The 25,780-nt window shown below is 41.1% G+C and carries 25 protein-coding genes; 8 read left to right on the top strand and 17 right to left on the bottom strand.

Translation table 11 applies throughout. The features are described 5' to 3' along the window. The 8 genes from CVS86_RS08640 to CVS86_RS08605 all read right to left on the bottom strand — a co-directional run bounded on the left by CVS86_RS08640 (nt 1) and on the right by CVS86_RS08605 (nt 7,944). Nucleotides 1-1,413, bottom strand: a complete 1,413-nt coding sequence (locus CVS86_RS08640) for a replicative DNA helicase (RefSeq protein WP_103569749.1) — start codon at nt 1,411-1,413, stop codon at nt 1-3. Between the two features lie 4 nt (nt 1,414-1,417). After that, complete coding sequence (gene ispG / locus CVS86_RS08635) at nt 1,418-2,476, bottom strand: flavodoxin-dependent (E)-4-hydroxy-3-methylbut-2-enyl-diphosphate synthase (protein WP_103569750.1); 1,059 nt, start codon at nt 2,474-2,476, stop codon at nt 1,418-1,420. Between the two features lie 65 nt (nt 2,477-2,541). After that, entirely contained in the window at nt 2,542-3,666 is a 1,125-nt protein-coding gene (locus CVS86_RS08630) for a hypothetical protein (protein WP_107791628.1), read from the bottom strand. A 9-nt stretch (nt 3,667-3,675) separates the two neighbouring features. After that, nucleotides 3,676-5,142 (bottom strand): MBOAT family O-acyltransferase, encoded by a 1,467-nt coding sequence (locus CVS86_RS08625; protein WP_107791627.1) that lies wholly within the window; start codon nt 5,140-5,142, stop codon nt 3,676-3,678. Between the two features lie 51 nt (nt 5,143-5,193). Next, complete coding sequence (locus CVS86_RS08620) at nt 5,194-7,044, bottom strand: primosomal protein N' (protein ID WP_107791626.1); 1,851 nt, start codon at nt 7,042-7,044, stop codon at nt 5,194-5,196. Then, a complete protein-coding gene (locus CVS86_RS08615) occupies nt 7,044-7,454 on the bottom strand; it encodes a type II secretion system protein (protein ID WP_107791625.1) in 411 nt (136 codons plus the stop codon). Before CVS86_RS08615 ends, CVS86_RS08620 begins: the two co-directional genes overlap by 1 nt. After that, entirely contained in the window at nt 7,451-7,687 is a 237-nt protein-coding gene (locus CVS86_RS08610) for a hypothetical protein (RefSeq protein ID WP_009293636.1), read from the bottom strand. Before CVS86_RS08610 ends, CVS86_RS08615 begins: the two co-directional genes overlap by 4 nt. Nucleotides 7,688-7,710: 23 nt before the next feature. Further along, nucleotides 7,711-7,944: a hypothetical protein gene (locus CVS86_RS08605; RefSeq protein ID WP_002940382.1), complete on the bottom strand. Its 234-nt coding sequence runs from the start codon at nt 7,942-7,944 to the stop codon at nt 7,711-7,713. 125 nt (nt 7,945-8,069) lie between these two features. On the opposite strand from CVS86_RS08605, the gene uvrB reads away from it, so the two are divergent. Further along, nucleotides 8,070-10,046: an excinuclease ABC subunit UvrB gene (gene uvrB / locus CVS86_RS08600; protein WP_107791624.1), complete on the top strand. Its 1,977-nt coding sequence runs from the start codon at nt 8,070-8,072 to the stop codon at nt 10,044-10,046. 847 nt (nt 10,047-10,893) lie between these two features. On the opposite strand, the gene CVS86_RS08595 is transcribed toward uvrB, so the two are convergent. Both CVS86_RS08595 and CVS86_RS08590 read right to left on the bottom strand, forming a co-directional pair. Then, nucleotides 10,894-12,054: an MFS transporter gene (locus tag CVS86_RS08595; RefSeq protein WP_107791623.1), complete on the bottom strand. Its 1,161-nt coding sequence runs from the start codon at nt 12,052-12,054 to the stop codon at nt 10,894-10,896. Beyond that, nucleotides 12,055-14,595, bottom strand: coding sequence for a tryptophanyl-tRNA synthetase (locus tag CVS86_RS08590; RefSeq protein ID WP_107791622.1), 2,541 nt, complete (start codon nt 14,593-14,595; stop codon nt 12,055-12,057). A gap of 168 nt (nt 14,596-14,763) precedes the next feature. Between CVS86_RS08590 and groES the strand changes: the two genes are divergently transcribed. From groES to CVS86_RS08575, 3 genes are all read left to right on the top strand, one after another. Continuing rightward, a complete protein-coding gene (gene groES, locus CVS86_RS08585) occupies nt 14,764-15,024 on the top strand; it encodes a co-chaperone GroES (protein ID WP_009293641.1) in 261 nt (86 codons plus the stop codon). Between the two features lie 17 nt (nt 15,025-15,041). Further along, on the top strand, nt 15,042-16,676 hold the full coding sequence (gene groL, locus CVS86_RS08580; protein WP_107791621.1) for a chaperonin GroEL: 1,635 nt from the start codon (nt 15,042-15,044) through the stop codon (nt 16,674-16,676). 130 nt (nt 16,677-16,806) lie between these two features. After that, nucleotides 16,807-18,174: a phosphomannomutase/phosphoglucomutase gene (locus CVS86_RS08575; protein ID WP_107791620.1), complete on the top strand. Its 1,368-nt coding sequence runs from the start codon at nt 16,807-16,809 to the stop codon at nt 18,172-18,174. Nucleotides 18,175-18,241: 67 nt separating this feature from the next. Here CVS86_RS08575 and CVS86_RS08570 read toward each other — a convergent pair whose 3' ends face one another. From CVS86_RS08570 to CVS86_RS08550, 5 genes are all read right to left on the bottom strand, one after another. Then, the gene (locus tag CVS86_RS08570) at nt 18,242-18,556 is read right to left on the bottom strand and encodes a TfoX/Sxy family protein (protein ID WP_035142669.1); all 315 of its coding nucleotides are present in this window, start codon (nt 18,554-18,556) and stop codon (nt 18,242-18,244) included. Nucleotides 18,557-18,576: 20 nt separating this feature from the next. Further along, nucleotides 18,577-19,434: a cysteine ABC transporter substrate-binding protein gene (locus CVS86_RS08565; protein ID WP_103589784.1), complete on the bottom strand. Its 858-nt coding sequence runs from the start codon at nt 19,432-19,434 to the stop codon at nt 18,577-18,579. A 92-nt stretch (nt 19,435-19,526) separates the two neighbouring features. Beyond that, nucleotides 19,527-20,264 (bottom strand): amino acid ABC transporter ATP-binding protein, encoded by a 738-nt coding sequence (locus CVS86_RS08560; protein ID WP_103589783.1) that lies wholly within the window; start codon nt 20,262-20,264, stop codon nt 19,527-19,529. 1 nt (nt 20,265) lies between these two features. Continuing rightward, entirely contained in the window at nt 20,266-20,934 is a 669-nt protein-coding gene (locus tag CVS86_RS08555) for an amino acid ABC transporter permease (RefSeq protein WP_103589782.1), read from the bottom strand. Then, nucleotides 20,921-21,574 carry an amino acid ABC transporter permease gene (locus CVS86_RS08550; RefSeq protein ID WP_009293648.1) on the bottom strand — a complete coding sequence of 218 codons (654 nt, stop codon included), beginning with the start codon at nt 21,572-21,574 and terminating at the stop codon, nt 20,921-20,923. The genes CVS86_RS08555 and CVS86_RS08550 overlap by 14 nt, the downstream gene beginning before the upstream one ends. Before the next feature lie 110 nt (nt 21,575-21,684). Between CVS86_RS08550 and CVS86_RS08545 the strand changes: the two genes are divergently transcribed. Genes CVS86_RS08545 through CVS86_RS08530 form a run of 4 tightly spaced genes read left to right on the top strand, consistent with a single transcriptional unit; the run spans nt 21,685 to nt 24,698 of the window. Then, entirely contained in the window at nt 21,685-21,930 is a 246-nt protein-coding gene (locus tag CVS86_RS08545) for a CBU_0592 family membrane protein (RefSeq protein ID WP_107791619.1), read from the top strand. Continuing rightward, nucleotides 21,927-22,895, top strand: a complete 969-nt coding sequence (locus tag CVS86_RS08540) for an agmatine deiminase family protein (RefSeq protein ID WP_107791618.1) — start codon at nt 21,927-21,929, stop codon at nt 22,893-22,895. The genes CVS86_RS08545 and CVS86_RS08540 overlap by 4 nt, the downstream gene beginning before the upstream one ends. Nucleotides 22,896-22,897: 2 nt before the next feature. Next, on the top strand, nt 22,898-23,824 hold the full coding sequence (locus CVS86_RS08535; RefSeq protein ID WP_107791617.1) for a cation diffusion facilitator family transporter: 927 nt from the start codon (nt 22,898-22,900) through the stop codon (nt 23,822-23,824). A 1-nt stretch (nt 23,825) separates the two neighbouring features. Beyond that, nucleotides 23,826-24,698, top strand: coding sequence for a carbon-nitrogen hydrolase (locus CVS86_RS08530; protein ID WP_103567192.1), 873 nt, complete (start codon nt 23,826-23,828; stop codon nt 24,696-24,698). Between the two features lie 142 nt (nt 24,699-24,840). Here the strand turns inward: CVS86_RS08530 and CVS86_RS08525 are convergent, their stop codons facing one another. Both CVS86_RS08525 and CVS86_RS09935 read right to left on the bottom strand, forming a co-directional pair. Further along, entirely contained in the window at nt 24,841-25,323 is a 483-nt protein-coding gene (locus tag CVS86_RS08525) for an ATP-binding cassette domain-containing protein (protein WP_199906533.1), read from the bottom strand. Between the two features lie 161 nt (nt 25,324-25,484). Then, nucleotides 25,485-25,640 (bottom strand): hypothetical protein, encoded by a 156-nt coding sequence (locus CVS86_RS09935; RefSeq protein ID WP_180995817.1) that lies wholly within the window; start codon nt 25,638-25,640, stop codon nt 25,485-25,487. Nucleotides 25,641-25,780 lie beyond the last annotated feature (140 nt).

Genomic DNA, 25,780 nt, shown 5'->3' with positions numbered 1-25,780 from the left:
TTACTCTTTAAATTCAGTTGATTGCACTGGTGTGGTGGCGATATCGCAAAAGCGAGAGTACTGCTTTTGAAAGAGCACGTCGATAGATCCGACCTCGCCGTTTCTGTTTTTGCCAACGATGATCTCGGCGTTTTCTTGAAGCTTGTTAAAAACGTGCTCACTTTTATACTCTTTGCCCTCGGCTGCTGCCTTGCTCTTTTTCTCGTTCTCTTCTTGCTCCAGATAGACCTCGTGCCTATAGACAAAAAGGATGATATCAGCGTCTTGCTCGATCGCGCCTGACTCTCTTAGGTCACTTAGCATAGGGCGCTTGTTTGCGCGTGCTTCAAGGCCGCGGTTTAGCTGCGAAAGTGCGATGATAGGCATATCTAGCTCGCGTGCTAGAAGCTTTAAGCCACGAGAAATTTCAGCTATTTGTATGTGGCGATCGGCGTAGTTGTTTGTGCTCATCATAAGGCCGATGTAGTCGATGACGCAGAGTGAAATTTCAGGATGAGCCGACTTTAGCTTGCGAAGCTGCGTCCTTACTTGGTGGATATTTACGTAGCCGCTATCATGCACGAAGAGTTTGGCGTGCGAAAATTCGCTGCATGCGTGGCTAAAGTGAGCGAGCTTCTCGTCGTCCAAGGTCGCTGTCATTATCTCTTGAAGTGGGATCGAGGTCTTATCTGCTAGCATCCTCATCATGATCTGCTCTGCTGGCATCTCAAGTGAGAAAAAGACGACGCCGGCGCCACTTTTTAAAACGTGCCCCATGAAATTTAGACAAAGCGTCGTTTTACCCATGCCAGGGCGCGCTGCGATGATGATGAGATCGCCATTTTTAAAGCCTTTTATCATCTCATTTAGCTTTTTAAAGCCGGTGTTTAGTCCGATGATGTCGCGCTCGTTTAGGGCAGCTTGCTTTTGCATGTGCACTATCAAGCTTTTTATGATATCTTCGCTATCTCTGATGCTGCCAGTGCCGCTGCCATCGACTAGCGAGTAAAATTCTTGACTTAACTCATCGACCATATCGCGGCTAGCTTTGTCTTCATTTACCTTGCTTGGGATGTCGTGGGCGATCTTTACTAGACTGCGTTTTATCGACTTTTCTTTTAGCTCGTTTGCGTATCTTTGGATGTCAATGATCGAGTTTGTGGCTAAAATGCTCGCCATGACGTTATCATCGTAGCTCTCGCCAAGCTTGTTTTTGATAAATGTCGATGCGATAGGTACGTCGCCGTTTAGACAATCAACCATCGCTTTGTAAATTTGAGCGTGAGCCTTTAGATAAAAGTCTCCAGCCTTTATCGTGTCAAAAATTTCGCCCAAAGCGTCGTTGTTTGCGATGATCGAGCTTAGTATGGCTCGCTCCATATCAAGGTCGTAAAGGTTGCTAAATTCTATCTCGTTAAGTCTCTCTTTTGCCACTGCTTTATCCTCTGCTCTTTATCTCGTCGTCGATCTCTTGTAAAAATCTATCCACAAGCTCGCTCTCAGGCAGCCTCGCAACCACTTCGCCGTGTCGCATGATCATGCCATTTCCCTTGCCAAATGCTATGGCTACATCTGCGCCTTTTGCCTCGCCGATAGCATTTACCACGCAGCCCATCACTGAGACGTTTAGCGGCTCTTTTATCCCTTTTGTCTTTTCTTCTACGAGCTTTACTGCTGCCATGAGGTCAGCTTGCAAACGCCCACAAGTTGGGCATGAGATGATGTTTAGCCCCTCTTTTTGGCGGCCGCTATCTTTTAAGATCGCCTTTGCGACTTTGATCTCCTCTTCAAGCTCGCCCGTGATGCTAACTCTCATCGTATCGCCGATACCCTCAAGTAGTAACCCGCCAAGTGCGATCGCGGACTTGATAGTCGCGTGAAAAGTAGTACCTGCCTCTGTTACGCCTAGATGAAATGGGTAGTTTGTCTTTGGACGAAGCGCACGATAGGCTTGCATAGTGCGCTCGACGTCGCTTGATTTAAGTGAAATTTTAATGTCTGTAAAGTCAAAATCCTCAAGAAGCTTGATGTTGTATAAAGCACTCTCCACCATAGCCTCAACCGTGCGGCCGTAGCGGTCTTCAAACTGCTTTTCAAGCGAGCCAGAATTTACGCCTATGCGGATAGGCAGATTTCGCTGTTTGCAGGCATCAACGACTGCTTTTATGTTCTTTGCTGAGCCTATGTTGCCTGGATTTATGCGGATAGCATCGACAAATTCACTAACGATGAGCGCGTAGGTGTGGTTAAAATGTATGTCTGCAACGACTGGGATGGGTGAGCCTGCGACGATTTGCTTTAGCGCGCTGGCGTCCTCTTTGTCAAAAACTGCGCAGCGCACGATGTCACAGCCTGCAAAATATAGCCTTTGTATCTGCTCTAGCGTGCCTTTTACGTCTTTTGTCTTTGAAAATGTCATCGACTGCACGGAGATCGGTGCGTCACCGCCTATTAAAACATCGCGAATTTTTATCTGTTTTGTCGGGTATCGTTGCAAAATTTTGCCTTTAAATTTTATTGGGGATTATATAAAATCTTGGCTTTTAAATAAATTTGTTTAACCTAATCTCCAAAAACTTCACGCCTATATTCTTGCGTGTTTATAAATTTACTTCTAAGGTTCTTTTGCTTTTCTATGTGGGCATCAATGTTTTTACTAGTTATTTCTACGCCAAAATCGTTATCTATATTTTGTTGCATTAAAGCATCTAACATCATATCTGCAAGTTTTGTTTTGTAGTGGCTTGCTTCCCAATAGTATTTAGAGGTTTGATTTATATCTTTTGGTAGTTCTTGTGCTGTTATATTGTTGTACATACCAAAATCTATTATCCTAAATGGCTTTTTACCTAGCTTTAAAGCAACCTCTTCATTTATTGTCACTATTTGTTTTTTCCATTCATACCAAACCACATCAAGTCCAACTCTATAGTCCATAGCTTCAAGCAATCTAACATGCAATGGGCTTATTGCAATATCTAGTTTGATATTGTTGTCATGGCATTCTTTTAAGATATCTATAAAAACTTTATAAGATAATTTTGATACCTCATTCTTATTATATTTAGCCATGTATCCGTTTTCTAGTGTATTTATGGAGTATTTGTAATATCCTCCATTTTTTTGTACTTCTTCTAGCAAAGAAGCCTCTGTGCGCCTGCCATCAGGCTCAAAAAGTGGAGTTTGTTTTCGTTTTTTAACTGTAGCTATAGAGTCTCTAAGCATTTGAAGACTAAATAAAATTTTATATTTATACACTTTTGGATTTTTAAAATACTCCTCAAAATCATCCGTCTTATTGCGCATGCCCAGCATAGTTTTATCGTCGAAAACAAGTAGCGCTTGTTTTAAATTTCCTTGTCTTATTGCCCATTTTAGATATGCTTTAGCCTCATTAAGATTGCTTCCAGATATGGCTGCATTAAAGGCCGGTTGTGTAAAATATTTATGTGCAGAATCAAATGATCTTTGTGGGCGAGAATTTCCTAAAAAAATAGATGTAGGCTTTAGTTGTTGAATTCTTAAAACCTTTGCAAAACGCGCTTGCAGATCTTCTTTTGGCTTATTTTTAAATATGTTTGTATCATAAATTCTATATGGGTCAACTATATAGTTAAAAGTTGCTACAAATAGAATTATAAAAATTGTGGCGAATAAAAAACTAAACGTCCATTTTTTAAATCCCATGCGATCTTCCTAAAAATTAAAATATAAAAATTGAGACATTTTGTACATATTTAAAATAGCTAACACAAAACAAAAAACAGCAATAGTTAAATTTTGCCAGCAAAGTTTAAAATATTGTATCTTTTGAGCAGAGTTTTTGCAAAATAGTACAAGTACAAAGCTGAAAACCATAAAATAAATCAAAGTATTTGTTCCATCTACTTGCAAATTTATATCCCATTTATCAAAACTTACACCATATTCTTTTAAAAATCCTACTCTTTTTTCTAATCTGGCGTTTAAAACTATGCCACCACTCAGCCCAAACATCCCTTTTAAAACTTTTAAAGCATCGTCCCAATCTTTTGCTCTAAAAAATACCCAAGTAATATTTATAAAGTTAAATGTTATGAACCAAGCCAAAATTTTATTCATCTTGAAGCCAAGTTCGCTCCAAATTCTGTGAATAACCAAGGCAACGCCATGCAAAAGTCCCCAAAAGACAAATGTCCAGCCAGCCCCGTGCCATATACCACCTATTATAAAGGTTGCCATTAAATTTACGTATGTTCGTAGCCTACCTTTGCGGTTACCACCTATCGGGATATAGATATAGTCTCTTAAAAACCTGCTTAGTGTTATGTGCCATCTGCGCCAAAAGTCTTGAATGTTTAAGGCTTTATAGGGTGAGTTAAAGTTTATTGGAAGCTTGATATTAAAAAGAAGTGCTGCACCGATAGCCATATCGCAGTATCCGCTAAAGTCAAAGTAGAGCTGAAATGTATAGCTTAGGCTAGTCGCCCATGCTTCAAATAAATTTAAGACAGCCGCCTTGTCAAAACCATTTGTTGCCCAAACAGCAAAACTATCAGCGATAACTACCTTTTTAAAAAGCCCTATCGAAAATATAAATAGACCAAGTGCTATATTTTTATAGTTGATTACTCTATTTTTTAAATTTGCAAACTGTGGCATCATCTCTTTGTGATGAACGATCGGACCAGCGATTAGTTGCGGAAAAAAGGTAACAAATAAGCAGTAGTTTAAAAAATCATACTGCTTCGTACCCCCCCCCGTAGCACTATCGACCAAATAGGCTATTTGCTGAAAAGTAAAAAATGATATCGCAAGGGGTAATAGCAAATTTAAATGAGGTATCTGGGTGTTAAAGATAAAATTTACATTGCTTATGAAAAAGTCTGAATATTTAAAATATCCAAGTAGCATTAAATTTGCCACAATGCCTAGTATAAGAATAAATTTTTTAGAAATTTTACTATTTTCTTTGTTTAGCTCCACACCAAAGCAGTAGTTAAACACCATTGAGCCTAAGATTAGTGGCAGATAAATGACATTCCACCAGCTGTAAAAAAATAAAGACGATAGAACCAAAAAGCCCTTTGCCACTTCTGTAAGACGCTTTTTATTTAGATAAAAATACACAAAAAATGTAAATGGCAAGAATAAAAATATAAATTCGTAAGAGTTAAAAAGCATTGACGCATCCGTTAAATTTTTGGTGAGATTATAATAAACATTGGCTAATCACTAGCTAAAATTCACTGGATCTATATCAATATCGCTAAGATCGCTTTTGCAGAGGTTTGCCGCTTTTAAAAGCATGGTGTGTGAGTTTGAACGAAGTAAAATTTCATATCTAAATTTACCCACAAGATACTCAGCCTGGCACTTGCCGTATCCAACGATCTCTAGCTCGTCGCTTTTTAGTGGCTCCAGCCTTTGCACAAATTCGTTCATTGCGCCCTTTGCCATGCTCTCATCTTTGTGCGAAACGACCACGCGAAGCAGCCTAGTAAATGGCGGATACAGCCCCTCTCGGTAGCTGATCTCCTCCTTTAAAAATGCGTCGTAGTCGCTGATATAACTTTCAAAAAACTCCCTTTGTTTGCTTTGGATGATGACCCTGCCAGCTCCGTTTCTGCCAGCTCTTCCAGCTACTTGCATAGCAAGGGCAAGTGTCCGCTCTCTAGCTTTAAAATCAGGAAAATTTAAAAGCTCGTCAAAGCCCATGATGACGGCTAGCTCGACGTTGTGATAATCATGCCCCTTACTTAGCATCTGTGTGCCAAGCAAGATATCTATCTTGCCATCGTTAAATTCCTTCAAGGCCTTGACGAGCTTATTTTGCGTAGTGATCTCGTCTCTGTCAAATTTAGCGATCCTAGCGTTTGCAAACTCAGCTTGCAGCCTCTCTAAAAGCTCGCTCGTGCCGATCTTTTTAGCCTCTATCATCTCGCTGCCGCACTGGTGGCAGGTCTTTGGCACGGCCATTTTGTGCTCGCAGTATTGGCACTTTAGCAAGTTTTGCTTTTTATAGTAGCTCATGCCGATGCTACAAAATGGACACTTCACCGTCTCTCCGCAGTTTTTGCAGACAAGATATTTGAAATTTGCCCTTGTTGGCAGGCAGATGACGGCTTGTTTTTTGTTTTCAAGCGTCTTTGCGATCTGCTCTTTTAAAACTTCGCTTATGCCAGTCTCGCTCTCGTCAAATATATAGCTCTTTTGCGACTCAAAATATGTCCCCTTTAGGCGAAAACATTCTTGCTTATAAAAGCTAGTAAGGCTTGGCGTGGCGCTTCCAAGTACCACTTGCAGGTCAAATTTGCTAGTTAAAAAGAGTGCTAGGTCTCTTGCGTTGTAGTGGGGCTTTGAGCCCGTGTTTTTGTAGCTATCATCGTGCTCTTCGTCTATGATGATGAGTTTTAGCCTCTCAAGTGGCAAAAATAGAGCAGACCTAGCTCCTGCAATAAGCCTTGCTTTGCCGCTTTTAATGTCCTTTAAAATTTGCTCTTTTTTCTTTGGCGTGATCTTTGAGTGCCACACAGCCACCGCCTCGCCAAAGAAGCTCTCTAAGCGCTTTTGCATTTGTGGGGTTAGTGAAATTTCAGGCATTAAAAATAGCGCTTGGCCGCCTTCGTTTAAAATTTCTCTAATTTTAGCTATGTAAATTTCACTTTTGCCACTTCCAGTGTCGCCAAAGATGAGTGAGCTTTTTCGCTCATTTATAAAATTTAGCGCTTCAAGCTGCTTTTGGCTTAAATTTGGTGATTTAAAGTCGCTTTCGCCTTTGTAAATTTCATCATCAGTAAGACTTTGTGGCTCAAATAAATTTATAGCAACGCCAAGCTCGCAGGTGTAGTAGTAGGCGATAAATTTAGCTAAAGTTGCTTGGATATCGTTTAGCTTAATGGGTAAAATTTCATCAATAAAGCTTGTTTTAAAGCTTGGTTCATCCACTTCGCGCAGGATAAAGCCAACTAGACTTTTGCCCCTAAGCTTTGCAGTGACGGCGCGAAATGGCGCAATATCTAGCTCGCTTTTATATGTGAGCGCAGCTAAATTTACCCCGCTAAATACGACCTCGTAGTATCTCATCACTCAAGAGCGCTGCAAAGTCCGTCGCTGCTTTGGCAGTCAAATTCGCCAGTGGTTTTGTTATAAGTGAAATTTGCTGTTTGTCCGTCTAGTTTGAAGGTATAAGTGGTTGCTCCAGTTTTGTGCCAGCCGTTTTTTGTGCCGCTGTCTGCGATATTTACGCTTATTACTTTGTTGAAAAGTTTATTCCCATCATCAAGCGCGTCTGGATATGCTGGATTGCCCTTTAGGACGCTATCGTTGTATTTTAGTGAGATGCCGCTTTTTATGGCAGCGATTTGCGTTTTTGCGTTTGCGACTATGGCGTCGCTTCTAGTAAAGAAAAGCTTTGGTATAGCAATAGCGCTCAAGACGCCAAGTATAACGATGACAAATATGATTTCTATTAGGGTAAAAGCTCTTTTTTTCATTTATTTTCCGGTTTTAGTATCTCTTCTATCTCTTTTGTGACGTCCTTTACGACGCGTAAATTTGTGTAGCTCTCGTAGCTCTTTTCGACAAAGGCATTTATAAGCTCACGAGGCTCGATAAATTTCTTTCCCCCCATAAATTTCTGCCAGTCACGCTCAAAAACTTCAGCAAAATCATCATCAAGCGTTATCGTGTAGTCGCGAGATGATACGGTGAGCGTGATCTGTTTCATCTTTTATGCCAAAAATGCCTAGCTTATCTACCAAGGACGGCTTCGATCTTTTTCATTACATCATCAGCTTCGCTATTTTTCTTATCTAGGTCTTCTTCTAGACGCATTATTTGATTGGTCTTTGCCTCATTTTGTGCTTTTAATGTTACGATCTCGTTACGTAGCTCTTCATTTACTCTACAAACTTCATCGTATTTTGTGATGAGGTCATTTACTTTATCGCTTAGTGTGGTTAAGATCGCATTATCTTCAAACATAAAGGTTCCTTTAAAATAATAATTAATGCCGTATTCTAACACGCAGAGGCTAAATTCTTTTTAAAATTCTCATTTGACAAAGCACTATCTTTGCTATAAAATTCGCCCAAATTTAAAGGTAGTTAATGAGTAAATTTGAAATTTCATCTAAATTTAGCCCAAGCAGTGACCAAGCAAGAGCGATAAAAGAGATAGTAAAAAGTATAAAATCAGGCAATAAATACCAAACACTTCTAGGCGTGACAGGATCTGGCAAGACCTTTACCATGGCAAACGTCATACGCGAGCTAAATATGCCAACTCTGATAATGACGCATAACAAATCCCTCGCCGCTCAGCTTTACAGCGAATTTAAGGGCTTTTTCCCAAAAAATCACGTCGAGTACTTCATAAGCTACTACGACTACTACCAGCCAGAGGCCTACATCCCAAGAAGCGACCTATATATAGAAAAGGATAGCTCGGTAAATGAGGAGCTTGAGCGCCTGCGCCTCTCTGCGACGGCTAGCTTGCTAAGCTTTGACGACGTCATCTGTGTGGCCTCAGTCTCTGCGAACTACGGCCTTGGTAATCCAAGCGAGTATAAAGGCATGGTCGCATACCTAAACGTCGGCGATAAAATCAACCAGCGCACGCTACTGCAAAAGCTAGTGGATATGGGATACAAGCGAAACGACGTTTATTTCGACCGAGGCGACTTTCGCGTAAACGGCGACGTGGTGGACGTATATCCCGCATATTTTAACGACGAGGCGTTTAGGATCGAGTTTTTCGGCGACGAGATCGAGACGATGTATAGCCTGGACGTGCTGGAAAACAAAAAAAGACACGACCTAAAAAAATTTATCCTCTACCCGACCAGCCAGTTTATCGTGGGCGCTGATAGACTAAAGATCGCTATGAAAGAGATCGAAGAGGAGCTTGATGTGCGCTTGAAAGAATTTAACGAGCAGGGCAAGCTAGTTGAGGCGCAGAGACTAAAGCAGAGAGTGGAATTTGACCTTGAGATGATGGCGAGCACTGGCATGTGTAAAGGTATCGAAAACTACGCGCGCCACCTAACCGGTCAAAAGGCTGGAGAGACGCCGTACTCGATGTTTGACTACTTTGAGATAAGTGGCGAGGACTATCTGGTTATCGTCGATGAGAGCCACGTGAGTTTGCCTCAGTTTAGGGGCATGTATGCAGGCGATAGGAGCCGTAAAGAGGTGCTTGTGGAGTATGGATTTCGTTTGCCATCAGCGCTTGATAACAGGCCGCTTAAATTTGACGAGTTTATAAGCAAAAAGGCGAAATTTCTCTTTGTCTCAGCAACGCCAAACGAATACGAGCTTGGTATCAGCCAGGGGCATGTCTATGAGCAAATTTTGCGACCTACTGGGCTACTTGATCCGATCATCGAGATAAAAGATAGTGACAATCAAGTCGAGGCGCTATTTGACGAGGCAAAGGCGGTCATTGCAAGAGGTGAGCGTGTGCTAGTTACCGTGCTAACTAAAAAGATGGCTGAGGAGCTAAGCCGCTACTACATCGAGCTTGGCATAAAGGTCAAGTATATGCACTCAGACATCGACGCGATCGAGCGAAATGAGATCATTAGAGGGCTTAGAAGTGGCGAATTTGACATGCTAATAGGCATAAATTTGCTTCGTGAGGGGCTTGACCTGCCTGAAGTGAGCCTAATAGCGATCATGGATGCCGACAAAGAGGGCTTTTTGCGCTCTACAACGAGCCTTATACAGACGATGGGGCGAGCGGCCAGAAACGTAAATGGCAAGGTGCTAATGTTTGCCAAAAAGATAACTAAGTCCATGAAAGAAGCGATCGATACGACGACTGCTAGGCGTAAATTTCAAGATGAGTACAACAAGGCTCACGGCATAACGCCGCACTCTGCAAGTAGAAATATCGAAGAGAGCCTGCACGTCGAGGACGGCACGGAGATCTTAAGAAAAGGCGCAAATCTGGAAAAAATGCCTGCCGCCGAGCGAGCGAGCATAATCAAAGAGCTGAGAAAACAGATGCTGGAAGCCGCGGCGCAGCTGGAGTTTGAGAAGGCGGCGGCGCTACGTGATGAGATAGCAAAGATGAGAAAGTTATAAAAAAGACAAGCCCTTTTTGTTTTATACTGCGTTGGATATCGCTTCAAACTTCGGTCACGTATCATATATACGCTCCCTCGTTTTTGCTCATCCGCCTTGTCTCCTCGTAGCGAAGTCTCGTTGCGAGCAAAGCGAAGCAAAAAACAAAAATTTTCTTGTCTTAATTGCTTAAATTTATTTGTTCTATCTTCGGTCGAAAATTTCTTCGTTTCTGCTTGCAGTTGCGAGCTTGCGAAGCAAAACATTTAAAATCATCACAAGATACTTTGTCTTGATGCTTTTGTAGTTAGAAATTTAAATTTTGCTAGGTAGATTAGTATGCTTAGTCTGCGCAAAATTTTAACTGCGCAACATTTAAATCTATCACAAAATACTGCCGTTATATAAATTCAAATTTTTCTATGCTTTTAAATTTAATAAACCATGTTTTGTTGCTTGTTTTTGCTCATCCGCCTTGTCTGAAACAAAAATTTTCTTGTCTTAATGGCTTAAATTTATTTGCTCTATCTTCGGTCGAAAATTTCTTCGTAGCATTTAAAATCATCACAAGAAACTTTGCCTTGATGCTTGGTTGTTAAAATTAAAAATAAAACTATTGAAAAATACTCTGCTGCCAAATGCCATGGTTTGGCTCTTTTGGATTTTTAAATTTAGCTTTGCTTTTATAGAGAAGCAAAAAAACTTATTCTCTTTGACAAGTTTTGTCTAAATTTCATCTCGTATCAAATTTTATCTACCAAGCAAATTTAAAGCCCAAAAAGTAAAATTTACAAAATCAGCGCTATGGGTGAGAAATTTGACTGTGTCTTTCGTTACTATACGCTGTTAGCAAGCTATTTTTATAAATTTATATCTTGCTAACTGGCTTTAAAAAATAGCTTGACATCGCGCAGATGAGCGATACTGCGGCGATAAAGTAAAATGAGTGCGTTAGGCTAAAGATGTCAGCGATCTTGCCGATGACCGTCGCAAATATACCGCCGATTGTAATGCTAAGCCCAAGCGTTACGCCTGAGGCTAGGCCGATTTGATTTGGCAGATAAAGCTGTGCAAGGGCGATTGAGGGGCTAAAAGATAGGCTGATGCAGGCACTTACGCACATGGAGGCCACGAGAAATAGCGCGTAGCTGTCGATAAAGAGCATTAGCACGACTAGCGGTGCGGCGATGCTTAGGCTTATTTTGATGAGCCTAACTAGGCCGTATCTATCAGCTAGTGCTCCGCCAAATAGCGTAGAGATCGCACCTGCAGCAAAAAACATACTTAAATTTACATTTGCAGCTTCTTTGCTAAGACCAAAAATTTTGATGAGGTAGATGCTAAAAAATGCCGAAAAGCCAAATGCGACGATCGAGCGTGAAAATATGCACAGACAAAGCCTCAAAAATGCGCCCAGATCGTCTTTTAAAGCGCTTGTTTTTTGTGAAATTTGCTTTTTGTGATTGCCTTCTAGCGCTTTTATAAATTTGCCCTTTTTAAGATATAAAAGTGTCAGAAAAATTTGAGGGATGATGAAAATTAGCGTCCCTTTTAGGCCAAAATTTCCCACAAAAACGGCGACTAAAATGGGTCCAACTGCAAAGCCCACGTTGCCACCAAATGAAAATATGCTTATGCTTTTGGCTCTATTTTTGGTGTTTGAGGCGTAGTTTACGATCCTTGCGGCGCTTGGGTGAAAGAGCGCGGCGCCGATACCGCTTATCATCACGCAAACCAAGATGATGTAGTAGTTTGTCACAAAGCCAGTTAGGCTCATACCTCCGCCCGCAAGCAGCAGCCCAAGCGGGATGACGTATGGCAGCTCTTTTTTGTCGCTTAGGCGGCCGATAAGTGGCTGGATGAGCGAGCTTGCTAAATTTGTGGCGGTCACGAGCGAGGCGGCTGTAGCGTAGTCGTAGTGGTAGCTCGCTATGAAAAAGGGCAGCATCGCACCAAGCGCGCTTTGGTTTATGTCGCTACAAAAGTGCCCAAGCCCCATTAGATACTTTAAATTTTCCGCCTTTTTCATCTAAAATAGCCCTTTTAAAAGCCCCTTTAAATTTTGCTTTTCGCCGCTTGCGTCATCATCTTTGCCCAGCTTTTTATCTAAAAATCTACCTATCTCTTTTTTGACCTTATTTTCGAGATATTGCGATCTGACGTCGTATTTTAGCTTGTCTGTCGTGCCTGAGATTTGCACGTTTAGATCGGTCTTTTCGAGCCTGCAAACAAGTGGCGCATTAAGCATTTTTGTCGCGGTATTATAAGTGCCGCCTGCAACCTTTATATCGCTCTTTGGAGAGCTTAAATTTACGTTAAAGATGACGTTATCGCCCTTTATATCGCCATAAATTTTGCCGTCTTTGTAAATTTCTTTTGTGATGTCCTTGCCGGTGAAGGTTTTTATATTGTTTGTGAGATTTGTGCTGGCTAGGTGACCCTCTTTTAGTAAGATGTCAAATTTACCGAGCCTTTGCTTTGTTTCGTAGTTAAATTTAGCATCGCCGTTGCCGTCATATAGATGATCTAGCCCCAAAGTCTGCGTTAGCCCTTTGACTTCAAAGTTTTTTAGCACCGCATCAAGCGCGCCACCTTTGTAGTTTGCCTCGAGTTTGCCCTTAAATAGATCATCCGAAGTGGCTTTTACGCTTAGATCATCCACTTTGCCCTCTGCCATTACGATGGCTGCAAATTTACCGTGAAGCTCGCGACCAGCTAAAAACGCAAGCTTATTTAGCTCTGAAACCACCGCTTGAAGCTTTAAGCTTAGCGTGCTTTTACCCACGTCAAAACTGCCGTCTATGCCCTTTATATCAGCTAGTGAGCTAAGAAAGTCGCCACTAAATTTCGCCATGTCGCCTTTATAGTCTAGGCTCAAATTTGAGCTAAATTTCTCATTTTCAGGGAATTTTTTATCAAGCATTTTACTAAGCGCTGCGGCGTTAAATTTGCCATCATTAAAAGCGATCGTTGCGGTGACGCTTGGGTTTTTGCTAAAGATATTTTGCCCCTTTGCTTGGACATTTGTCTTAGCGTTTGCCAGCCTGTCGTTGCCGCTAAGTGCCAAGATCTCTCCTAACTGCGCCTCTTTTAGGCTAAGATCAAGATTTTCATTTTTTATGGTGGCGTTTAGCTTGCCAGTAAAAGCATCGCCGCCTAAATTTAGCTCATCTATCTTGCTCTCTTTAACCTTCACATCGCCCACAAGCGCCATCTTTGAGCCCACCTCAAAGCCGCTAACTGCCTTAAATTTCTCAGGGTCGCTAATGAGCAGGGCAAATTTGCTAAAAATTTGGCTATTTTTTAGGTCAAAAACGCCCTTTACATCCTTTAGCTCGCCAAGGTCGCTAAGCACGTTTGCGTCAAAATTTACAAGCTCACCTTTTGCTGTGGCGCCACCTTTTAGCTCAAATTTCGCCGCGTTTTTAAGCTTTGCAAGCCCTTTATCTATAAGACCGTTTTTTATCTCAAATTTAGCCTCGCCCGCAAGTTTTTTTAGCTCGTCAAAGCCGCTAAAATTTGCGTTTAAATTTATCTGCCCATCTGCGTAGCTAGGCTGCAAGGCAAGCGCTAGAAGCTCTTTTAGCTTGATGCTAGTTGCATTTAGGGCTAAGTTTTTGCTATCAAAATTTGCATTTATCTTGCCACCAAGGCCGTTTATCTCAGCTTTTAGGTTTTTAAGGGCATTTTCTTGCATTGTAATTTCGCCGTTTGCATCCACTGCGCCGCTTAGCTGCTCGCCTAAGAGCTTGCCAAAAAGGGCAAGATCAGGCACGTTTAGCAAAAAGTCGCTCTTTAAATTTTTGCTAGCCAGATCATAAGTCGTCTCGTTTGCTTTCAAAGTGGCTTCAGGTGCGATGATAATGGTTTTTGCGCTCACTTTTTCATTTGCAAATTTAGCATTTATGCCGCCTTTAAAGTTTATATCTTTTGCTAAATTTAGCCCAAATTCATTTTTAATAATTTCTTTGTTTATCGCTGCATCGCTTGCTAAAATTTGAGCGTTTATGATGGGCTCATTTTTCTCATCAACCCCTTGCATATTGCTCGTTAGATCAAGCTTACCGCTAGCTAAATTTGGCTTTTGCACCAGAGCTGATATCTCAGAAAGCTCGATATTTTTAGCGTCAAGATTTAGAGCTTTTGGCAGGTAGTCTTTTAAATTTGCATTTAAATTTATATTTGAGCCAAGCGCCGTGCCAGTTGCTGTTAGCTTGAAGTCGCTAAATTTACCAGCCACGTTTGCTTTAAGCGCGACATCCTTTTTTAGCCCAAGCTCGCTAGCCTTTGCCTTGTTGGCATTTATATCTATGTTTAAGCTCATACTTTGAGTAAGCAAGGATAGATCGCCATTTGCCTTTAAATTTATGGCATCCATCACGGTCGCTTCTAAATTTAGCGTGCTAAGCCCAAGGTTAAAATCTTTAAATTTGACATCGATACCACGAGCTAGCGCCTCTTTTTCTATTTTGCTGGCTATAAATTTATTGCCAAAAGAGCTAAAGATAAAGCCAAAGATGCAAGCTACTATGAGCACAAGCGCGCCAACTATGTAAGCTACTTTTTTCATAAAATTCCTTTATATTAGTTTTACATATCATAAAACTTTAGTCACTTAGACTAAAGTTTTTAATAAAATTCACTATAAATTATTGACTTTTTCAGAAAAAAATGCTAGCATTTCATCACTCAAAAATAAAGAGTGCTAAAAAAGACAATTAAACTAAAAGGATGAACAATGAACTTTCAACCATTAGGCAAGCGTGTCCTAGTCGAACGCGTAGAAGAGACAAAGACGACAGCTTCGGGCATAATTATACCTGATAACGCAAAAGAAAAACCTTTAAGCGGTGAGGTAAAAGCAGTTGGTGCTGAAGCTGAGGGCGTAAAAGTTGGCGAAAAAGTAGTATTTGCTAAATACGCTGGCACTGAGGTGAATTTAGATGATAAGACATATCTTGTTTTAAACATCGATGACATTTTAGGTGTGATTAAATAATTTAAAAAGGAAAAACAATGGCAAAAGAAATTTTTTACTCTGATGATGCAAGAAATCGCCTATACGATGGCGTAAAAAAACTAAATGACGCTGTAAAAGTGACAATGGGACCAAGAGGCAGAAATGTCCTTATCCAAAAGAGCTTTGGCGCTCCAAACATCACAAAAGACGGCGTTAGCGTGGCTAAAGAGGTTGAGCTAAAAGATACTATCGAAAACATGGGTGCAAGCCTAGTTAGAGAAGTAGCAAGCAAGACAAACGACCAAGCAGGTGACGGCACTACAACAGCGACTGTGCTAGCTCACGCGATATTTAAAGAGGGTCTTAGAAACGTAACTGCTGGTGCAAATCCTATCGAAGTAAAACGCGGTATGGATAAAGAAGTAGCAGCTCTTATAGATGCACTAAAAAACATCTCTAAAAAAGTTTCTGGCTCAAAAGAGATCGCTCAGATCGCTACTATCTCTGCAAACTCAGACGAGAGTATCGGCAAACTTATCGCTGATGCGATGGAGAAAGTCGGCAAAGATGGCGTCATAACAGTAGAAGAGGCAAAGTCTATCCAAGACGAGCTAAGCGTTGTTGAGGGTATGCAGTTTGACCGCGGATATCTAAGCCCATACTTCATCACAAACCCTGAAAAGATGCAAGTTGAGCTAAGCAATCCATTCATATTGCTATTTGACAAGAAGATCACAAATTTAAAAGACCTGCTTCCAGTGCTTGAGCAAGTACAAAAGAGTGGCAAACCACTTCTAATCATTGCTGAAGATATCGAGGGTGAGGCGCTTGCAACGCTTGTTGTAAATAAGCTTCGTGGCGTGCTAAACATCTCAGCTGTAAAAGCTCCTGGTTTTGGCGACAGAAGAAAAGCTATGCTTGAAGATATAGCTATCTTAACAGGTGGCGAAGTTATCAGTGAAGAGCTAGGCAGAACACTTGAGAGTGCCACTATAAACGATCTTGGACAAGCTTCAAGCGTAGTTATCGACAAAGATAACACTACTATCGTAAATGGCGCAGGCGAGAAGTCAGCGATCGACGCTAGAATAACTCAAATAAAAGCTCAAATCGCTGAGACTACAAGCGACTATGACAAAGAAAAACTTCAAGAGCGCCTTGCAAAACTAAGTGGCGGCGTGGCAGTTATCAAAGTAGGTGCTGCGACTGAGACTGAGATGAAAGAGAAAAAAGACCGCGTAGATGACGCTCTAAGCGCTACTCGTGCAGCTGTTGAGGAGGGCATCGTAGTAGGTGGCGGTTCAGCTCTTATCCTTGCTTCAAAGAGCGTAAATTTAAATTTACAAGGTGACGAGGCAATCGGTGCTGAGATCGTTAGAAGAGCGCTTCGTGCTCCACTTCGCCAAATCGCTGAGAACGCTGGCTTTGACGCTGGCGTAGTAGCAAATGCAGTTGAGACAAGCAAAGATGCAAATTTTGGCTTTAACGCTGCAACTGGCGAATATGTAAATATGTTTGAAGCTGGTATCATCGACCCAGTTAAAGTTGAGAGAGTTGCGCTTCAAAACGCTGTTAGCGTAGCTAGCTTGCTACTAACAACTGAAGCAACTATCAGCGAGATAAAAGAAGAAAAAGCAATGCCTGCAATGCCTGACATGGGCGGAATGGGTGGCATGGGCGGCATGATGTAGCAGCTCTTTTCGAGCTAGAGCATTTTCTAGCTCGAATTTAAATTTTAACCTCACTAAATTTATAAAATTATTTACTCCTTTTTAAATTTATTCTTGTATCATTTTTGCATTCTTTTAGGGAGAATTTACAATGAAATATGATGAAATTTTTAGAGAATACGACATCCGCGGCATTTTTGAAAAAGACTTGACAGAGGACAGCGTCAAGGCTATAGGGCTTGCTTTGGGTAAGAAATTTAACGAATTTGGTGTAAAAACTTTAAGCGTTGGCTTTGACGCAAGGCTAAGTGCTAGCACACTTTTTAGGTACCTGCTAAGCGGTCTAAACAAGGCTGGTGGCTTTAAAATTTATAACATCGGCTTGCTACCAACTCCTGTTGGCTACTTTAGCGTTTATGCTGATTATTTTGACGCAAACATCATGATCACGGGCTCTCACAATCCAAAAGATTATAACGGCTTTAAGATTACCATTAAAAAAGATAGTTTTTTTGGCAAAGACCTGCAAATTTTAAAAGACAAAGTTAATGAGATAATCGCCTCAAATTTAGAGATCGCAGACGATGAGAGCTGTGAGGAATTTAATATCTTAGAAAAATATGTCGAGTTTTTTGTAAAAGAATTTAGTGAGCTTAAAAATTTCAAAAAGCCTTTTGTCATCGACTGCGCAAATGGCGCTGTTGGCGTGAGCTTAGTGCCCATCGTCAAGGCACTTGGGCTAAATGCGAAAATTTTATATGAAGATCCAGATGGAAATTTTCCAAATCACCACCCAGATCCAAGCGAAAAAGAGAATTTAAAAGAGCTGTTTTCGCTCATTGAAAAGAAAGAATTTGACCTTGGATTTGGCTTTGACGGAGATGGCGACAGGATCGCAGTTATAACGCCAAAAAGAGATATAAAAGGCGATGAACTAGCCTATCTTTACGCACTAAATATGGATCATCCAAAGGTGCTTGGCGAGGTAAAATGCTCACAAAATATGTATGATGAGATCGCCAAGATCGGCGAAGTTTTTATGGGAAAAACTGGACATAGCAATATAAAAAAGATGATGAAAGAGCTAAATGTTGATCTTGCGGCTGAAGTGAGCGGTCATATCTTCTTTAAAGAGCGATACTTTGGCTTTGATGATGCGCTTTATGCGATGATGAGGGTGCTTGAGCTAGTGCATAAAGGCTTTGATCTTGACGGCGAGCTTGATAAGATGCCACTTGTCTTTAGCACCGATGAGATCAAGGTAAAGACGACTGATGAGGCTAAATTTAAGATAGTTGCTAAGCTAAAAGAGTGCGTGAAAAACGAGGGCTGCGACCTGCCAAAGATAAAAAATATCATCGACATTGATGGCATTAGGATTCAATTTGAAAATGGCTGGGCGCTTGTGCGTGCGTCAAATACAACGCCAGTTATCGTCACTAGATTTGAAGCAAAGAGCAAGGAATTTCTTGCAGAGATCGAGCAAAAAGTGACAAATTTACTAAAGAGCTTGATGTAGCCAATAAAAGCATTTTGGGTTAAATTTACTCCAAAATGCTTTTCAAATTTTTATTTAAACATCCAACTTATCTGGCTTTTGCTGGTTTCTTTTCGGGCAGTTCCGCATACATGCCGCGCAACAATTCTCCAATCAAATTCGCATCCTCAAATTTCTCGAATACATGCATTAACGTCTTTGAGCCATTATAAGGATAACGTAGTTCTGAGTCTGCAAGAAGTCTGTCCGATGTCGGCGTTCTCTTTAAGAACAGTTCATTATTACAAATGTCACCTATTAGTTTACCGTTAAAATATACAAGGTATCCACCCATCATGGATTTTATGACAATATCGCCGAATTCAGAAAATCTATCGCGAACATATTCATTAAATTCATTCACTATGATCACTCACTTTGAATTTAGAGTTTGCCGCCTTCTACGACTAGAGATTCAGGATTGACGCTATCGCCATAGATTGGTTTTAGTGTTGCGTCATAGTCTTTGTGGAAGAAATTTTCTTTTCCAAGCTCGATGATCTCGTTATTTAGCCACTCAAGCAAGGCTTTGTTGCCTTTTTTGACAGCTGGAGCTATCACGTCCACGTCGCCAAGTGCTTCAACACCAACGACAAAGCCAGGAGTCTCTTTCGCCCAGGCAAAAAGTAGGGCGTTATCATGTGCTAGAGCTGCACCCCTTTTATCAACTAAAGCTGCGAAAGTTTCGGTGTTTTGATCATACTTTAAAAGCTTGATATCAGGATAATTTTTTGTAAAAAATGCGTCCGCTGTTGTGCCTTTATTGACGATCAAGGTTTTATCTTTTAGCTCATCAATGCTCTTTATCACAGCGCCCTCTGGGCTAACGATACCAAGTGAGACCTTCATATATGGAAGCGCAAAATCAACAACTTGCGCGCGCTCAGGCGTCTTTGTGAAATTTGCAAGCGTGATATCGACCTTGTCAGCTGTGAGCACTTCAACCCTGCCAGCAGCCTCGACTAGCTCAAATTTGACCTTGCTCTCATCGCCAAGCAAGTCTTTTGCGATGCGTTTTGCAAAGTAGATGTCATAACCTTGGTTTTTGCCGTCTTTATCGACGTAGCCAAATGGCGGTTTGTCACTGAAAACGCCAACTCTTATATATCCACGCTCTTTTATTTTTGCGATAGCGTCAGCTTGATTTGAAGCGGCTGCTTTGTCCGCACCTTTGTCATCACCACAACCCGTTAGAAAGACGGTAGCGACTAATGCTAATAAGAAAAATTTAAATTTTCTCACTCTTTCTCCTTTAGAAAAATTTAGTAAATAAGAGCGGTAAAGTCTCGCTCTAAACGCATTTTGAAAAAACGGCAAATTATCTCTTATTTTTTCTAAAATGAGAATAAATTTAGAAATTTCTTTGCTCGCTCGCTCTTTGGATTAGTAAAAAACTCCTCTGGATCGCTGATCTCTACGATCGCTCCAGCGTCCATAAACACGATCTTATTTGCAACCGCCCTTGCAAAGCTCATCTCGTGCGTGACTATTAGCATCGTCATGCCATCTTTGGCTAAATTTAGTATCACATCAAGCACTTCTCTAACGATCTCTGGATCAAGCGCAGCCGTAACCTCGTCAAATAGCATGATCTCAGGGTTTAAACAAAGGCTTCTTACTATTGCTATGCGCTGCTTTTGACCGCCGCTTAGCTCCTTTGGATAGGCAAATTTCTTATCAAGTAGCCCAACCTTGCTTAGCCACATATCAGCCGTCTTTTCAGCCTCGGCCCTATCTCTTTTTTGCACCTTTAAAGGCCCAAGAAGGACGTTATCGATGACGTTCATATGGTCAAACAACTCGTAGCTTTGAAAGACCATGCCGACCTTTTGGCGGATCCTTTGCCACTCTTTAAATTTAGCGTCTATCACCTCGCCATCTATTATGATCTCGCCGCTTGCTATGCTCTCAAGGCCGTTTATACATCTAAGAGTTGTGCTCTTGCCACAGCCTGATGGTCCAAGAAGTACGACCACTTCGCCACTTTTTACCTCTAAATTTATATCCTTTAAGGCGTGAAGCTCTCCATAAAATTTATTTAAGTTTTTAAGTTCTAAGATAGTTTCGCTCATTTTAGCTCCATTTTTCTTCTAGTTTTTTTGATAGTTTTGAGACTGGATAGCAGATCGCAAAATATAAAAAGAATATGAGCGTGTATATCCAAAATGGCGCCATAGGATTTGTAAATACATTTCGCTCGATGATCTGCTGGCCGACTTTGACCACCTCTACAACGCCGATTAACACGACGATAGAGGTCGTTTTTATCATACGGCTTAGTAAATTTACAGCTCCAGGCACCAGCCTTCTAGTAGCAAGCGGGATGATGACATAAAAGTAAATTTGAAATTTGCTAAGTCCTAGCGAGGCGGCTGATTCAAACTGGTGCTTTGGTATCGAGGTGATCGCTCCTCGCACGATATCCATCATCTCAAAAACGCCCCAAAGGCTAAAGACGATGAGTGAGGCGGTAAATGCTGAGATGTGGATATCAAAAGCCTTGCTAACGCCAAAATAAAATAAAAATAGCCAGACGATCTGAGGCATGATACGAACGATCTCGAGGCAAATTTTTAAAACAAGATAGATAAATTTGTTTTTCATACTCATCAAAACGCCAAGCATGAGGCCGCCGATGACGGAGATGATGATCGAGATGAGCGAAATTTCAGTGCTTACCACAAGACCTTCAAGCAGCCTTAGTAAATTTTGCGTGTCAAATAATATACTAACTCCTTGCATTTCTCACCCTTTTTTCGACGTAGCTAAGCGCCAGCGAGACTGGCAAGATGATGACAAGATAGCTAATAACCAGCATAAAAAGCGCCTCATCTGTCTTGTAGTAAAGTCCGATGAGATCTTTTGCGACGTAGACTAGATCAGCAAGCGCTACGATGCTGACGATGCTTGTCTCTTTTAGTAAAAATATGACGTTTGCGCTGATGCTCGGAAGTGCCACGCTAAAGGCTTGTGGCAAGATGACATATCTTAGGAGCTGGTTTTTACTAAGTGCGATACTAAGGCCTGCTTCTATCTGCGACTTTCTCACCGCCTCAAAGCCCAGTCTAAAGCTCTCACTCATATAGCTGCCACCAAGAAAGCTAAGTCCCGCGACCGCACAGGTAAAGCCGCTCATCGACACTCCAAGCTTTGGCAAGCCGTAGTATAAAAAGAAGAGTTGGATAAGAAGCGGCGTGTTTCTTGAAAGCTCAACGTAGCAATCAACTAGTTTTGAGAGAAATTTTAGCTTGTAAAATTTCACAGCCATGCAAAAAATGCCTATCAAAATAGAAAAAACGATCCCCAAAAAGGCGATCTGGCAGGTGAGAATCCCAGCCTTTACAAAAAGGGGGTAAAATTTCTCAATAAACTCAAAATCCATAAACTTTAATCCAATCTGAAAAATGGAGATATTCTAACTTAATAATCATAAATTTAAAACTAATTAGGTATTATCGCACTTTAAATTTAAGCTTACAAAAAGGATAAAATTTGATCGATCTTTTTCAGATCATCGGCTTTTTAGGGATGATTTGCATCGTGATGGGCTACTTTTTGCTTCAGATCGGCCGTCTAAATAGCCGCGATCTAGCCTATCAGATAATAAATTTAGTAGGTGCGGTGCTACTTATAATCTCGCTTTTTGTGCACTTTAACCTCGGCTCATTTTTGATAGAGGTCTTTTGGATAATCATTACGATTTATGGAATTTATAAAATTTATAAGGAGATAGCGTGAGAGCGTATGCAGAGTGGGAAGAGCAGGAGCTTTTGTTTTTATCGCTGCCACATAGTAAGAGCGACTGGGAGCCTTATTTAGAGGAGATTTTGGCGGGCTATGAGGAGCTTATGGCTGCTGTTACGCCCTTTGAAAAGGTGGTGCTTATCTGCCCTGATGAGGCAAATTTTGCTAGATTTAAGAAATTTAAAAATGTTGAGTTTGTTAAGCTCGATACTGACGATACTTGGATTAGAGACTACGGTATGATCGATGTTTGCACCAAAGACGGTGTAAAAAGTTACGACTTTAAATTTAACGCTTGGGGCGGTAAATTTAAGAGCTCAAAAGATGATGCGATAAATTTAGAGCTAGCTAAAATTTACAAAACCAAGCTTGAGCCTGTTGATATGATACTAGAGGGCGGAAGCGTCGAGTTTAACGGAGATGGCGTGCTTTTAACCACCTCAAAATGTCTGCTAAATGAAAATAGAAACAAAGCACTTAGTAAAGAGCAGATCGAGGAGAAGCTAAAAAATTTATTTGGCTTAAAGCGTATCATCTGGCTTGAAAATGGCTTTATAAGAGGCGATGACACAGATAGTCACATCGACACTTTAGCGCGTTTCATCACGCCTGATACTATCGCTTACGCAGCTTGCGATGACAAGAGCGATGAGCACTTTGATGAGCTAAAAAGGATGGAAGATGAGCTTAAAAAAACTGGCTTTAAGCTACTTGCTCTGCCACTACCAAAGCCTAAATTTTATGATGGCAAAAGGCTTGGCTGCACCTATGCAAATTTCATCTTTATAAATGGTGCGCTAATCGTGCCAACATATAACGACGAAAACGATGAAAAGGTGTTAAATTTACTTGCCAAGGCGCTGCCAGATAGAAAGATCATCGGTGTAAATTCGCTAGTTTTTGTCCGTCAAAATGGCTCGCTTCACTGCTCAAGCCAAAATAGATACAAAAGGTCTTAGTCTTGTCAAGTCCGTTTGATTATGAGTTTAACAGCATAAATAAGCAGGAGTGCACGCAGGGCGAAAATAAGGCCGTCATCGCAGCGGGAGCTTGCGCCTTTTTGCTTGCACTTGTAAAATTTGCAGCTGGGCTTTTTAGCGGCTCGGTCGCTGTGCTTGGCTCGGCGATTGATTCAATGCTTGATTTTATTGTCTCGCTTTTAAATTTATTTGCGCTTAGAAAGTCAAGAAAGCAAGCTGATGAGAGATTTAACTTTGGCTACACAAAGCTGGAGGCGTTAGCAGCGCTGTTTGAGTGCGTCATCATCGTCGTGGCTGCTGGATATATATTTTATGAGAGTGTTAAGAAATTTAGCGAGCCAAATTTAGAGATAGACCTTGGCTTAAGCCTTGGCGTGATGGTATTTTCGGTAGTTATGACGCTATGTTTGGTGCTATTTTTAAACCAAATTTCTAAAAAAAGTGGCAACCTTATCATCAAAGCAGACGCGCTGCACTATAAGATCGACCTTTTTAGCAACCTAGCAGTCATCATCTCGCTGCTTATCGTTAAATTTAGTGGATTTGTGATGATAGATGCGATCTTTGGTATTGTAATAAGCGGCTACATCGCTCAAAGCGCTATAAGTCTTAGCAAAGACGCCTTTGGTGTCTTGCTAGATCACGCAGCAAGCCCTGAGGTCACAGCTGAGATCATCAAGATGATAAAGGCAAAGCAGAGGATTTCAGACTTTCACTACCTAAATACAAGACAGAGCGCAAATACCATATTTTTAACGCTGCATTTAGTTTTTGACAAAGATATCTCGCTTTACGACGCGCACGAGGTGGCCGAATCGCTTGAAGCTGAGATAAGAGAGAAATTTAAGGAATTTTCGTGGCAGATAACCACGCATTTAGACCCATATAACGACAAAGAAGGGAGATGAGATGAAAGTAGCACTACTTCAACAAGAATTTAAAGGGACAAAAGAGGCGACCATCGCAAAGACGCTTGAGCTAATTGCTGAGGCAAAAAAAGGTGGCGCTGATCTAGTTGTCTGCCAAGAGCTACACCAGACGCAGTACTTTTGCCAAAGCGAGGATACAAATTTCTTTGATCACGCAAATGATTGGCAAGAGGACGTCGCTTTTTGGGGTAGGGTGGCAAAAGAAAATGGCGTAGTTTTGGTCACTTCGCTCTTTGAAAAGAGGGCTGACGGACTTTATCACAACACCGCCTTTGTCTTCGAGCGTGACGGCAGCGTGGCTGGCAAATACAGAAAAATGCACATCCCTGATGACCCTGGATTTTATGAGAAATTTTACTTCACGCCTGGCGACATCGGCTTTGAGCCAGTTGAGACTAGCCTTGGTAAGCTTGGTGTTTTGGTGTGTTGGGATCAGTGGTATCCAGAAGCAGCAAGGCTAATGGCGCTAAAAGGGGCAAAAATTCTCATCTATCCAACGGCTATTGGCTGGTTTGAGGGCGATAGCGACGATGAAAAGTCAAGACAACTTGAAGCGTGGGTGGCGGTGCAAAGAGGTCACAGCGTGGCAAATGGCTTGCCAGTTGTTGCAGTAAATCGCGTGGGCTTTGAAAAAGATGATAGCGGCGTCATGGATGGGATTAAGTTTTGGGGAAATAGCTTTGTTTTTGGGCCACAAGGCGAGCAGCTTTTCCGCGCAAATAGCACAGATGAGCTTTGCAAGATCGTTGAGATAGACATGAAAAGAAGCGAAGAAGTTCGCAGAATTTGGCCATTTTTAAGAGACCGCAGGATCGACGCCTACGCAAATATCACAAAGAGATTTATCGACTAAATTTAGAGCTAGAATTTCTAGCTCTTTTAAAATGCAAATTTATTATCCACTATGCGGACTATCCTTTTTGCCTGCTCTTCGTTGTGCGTGGTGATGATGATCGTATATTTTTGCGACAAGCTTTTTAAAAGCTCCTCTACGATCAATACATTTTCATATCAAGCGATGAGCAAGGCTCGTCAAGCATGAGCACTTCTGGCTTTGTAGTTAGCATCCTTGCGATGCAAAGTCTTTGCTTTTGACCGCCTGGGAGTTTGCTAGCTGGCATATCAAGGTCATTTATCTCATCTAGTAAATTTACGCTTTTAAGCAGCTCCTCTACTCTTTTTTGCTTATCTTTTATGCTGCCTTCGTAAAATTCCATCGCATAGGTCAAATTTCTCTCGACGCTAAAATGGAATAACGTGGCGTCTTGAAAGAGTATGGCTAGCTTTCTTCTTAGCCAAATTTCGTCCTTATCTTTGATATTTTCGTCTTTAAATAAAATTTCTCCGCTATATCTGCCGCCTTTTTGCTCCAAAAAGCCATTTAGTGCTGAAAGAAATGTTGATTTGCCACATCCTGAGCTACCCATTAGGCAGATGATCTCGTTTTGGGCGATGTTTAAATTTAGATCTTTTAAAATTTCATTCTCTTGTTGTAAATTTTTGGCTTTTAAAGAAGACTATAAATATGATTCTATAAAAGAAAGATAAAATATAATAGGAAAAATTATATGGGTCAAACTATTGAAATTCAACCCACTGGATAATGAATTAATATCTACGTTTAAATTAAAAACAAAAATTATTCTGTTTTGTCTTTAACGTAGGTAGCACCTTTGTTAACTTTGTCTTTTGACCACTCGACTGCATTGCCAGTATCTTCTTTGGCACCATGCCAAGTATTGGAACAGCCAACCATAAAAAAGGCAGCACACAACAGTGTTAGAAAATAACGCATATTTACTCCTTTGTTTTTAAGAGATGGCGCTTGGGCAGAATTTGGCAATCTTTTATGGCTTAAACGGTTTTCAAGATCTTCGCTTTCAGCAACACGGTCATCTCTTGAAATTATATAGCTAATTATATCTAAAATTTATT

Source organism: Campylobacter concisus, from assembly GCF_003048605.1.
Classification (GTDB): Bacteria; Campylobacterota; Campylobacteria; order Campylobacterales; family Campylobacteraceae; genus Campylobacter_A; species Campylobacter_A concisus_BM.
The sequence above is the reverse complement of the archived record's forward strand: the minus strand, read 5'-3'. Positions and strand labels throughout refer to the sequence as shown.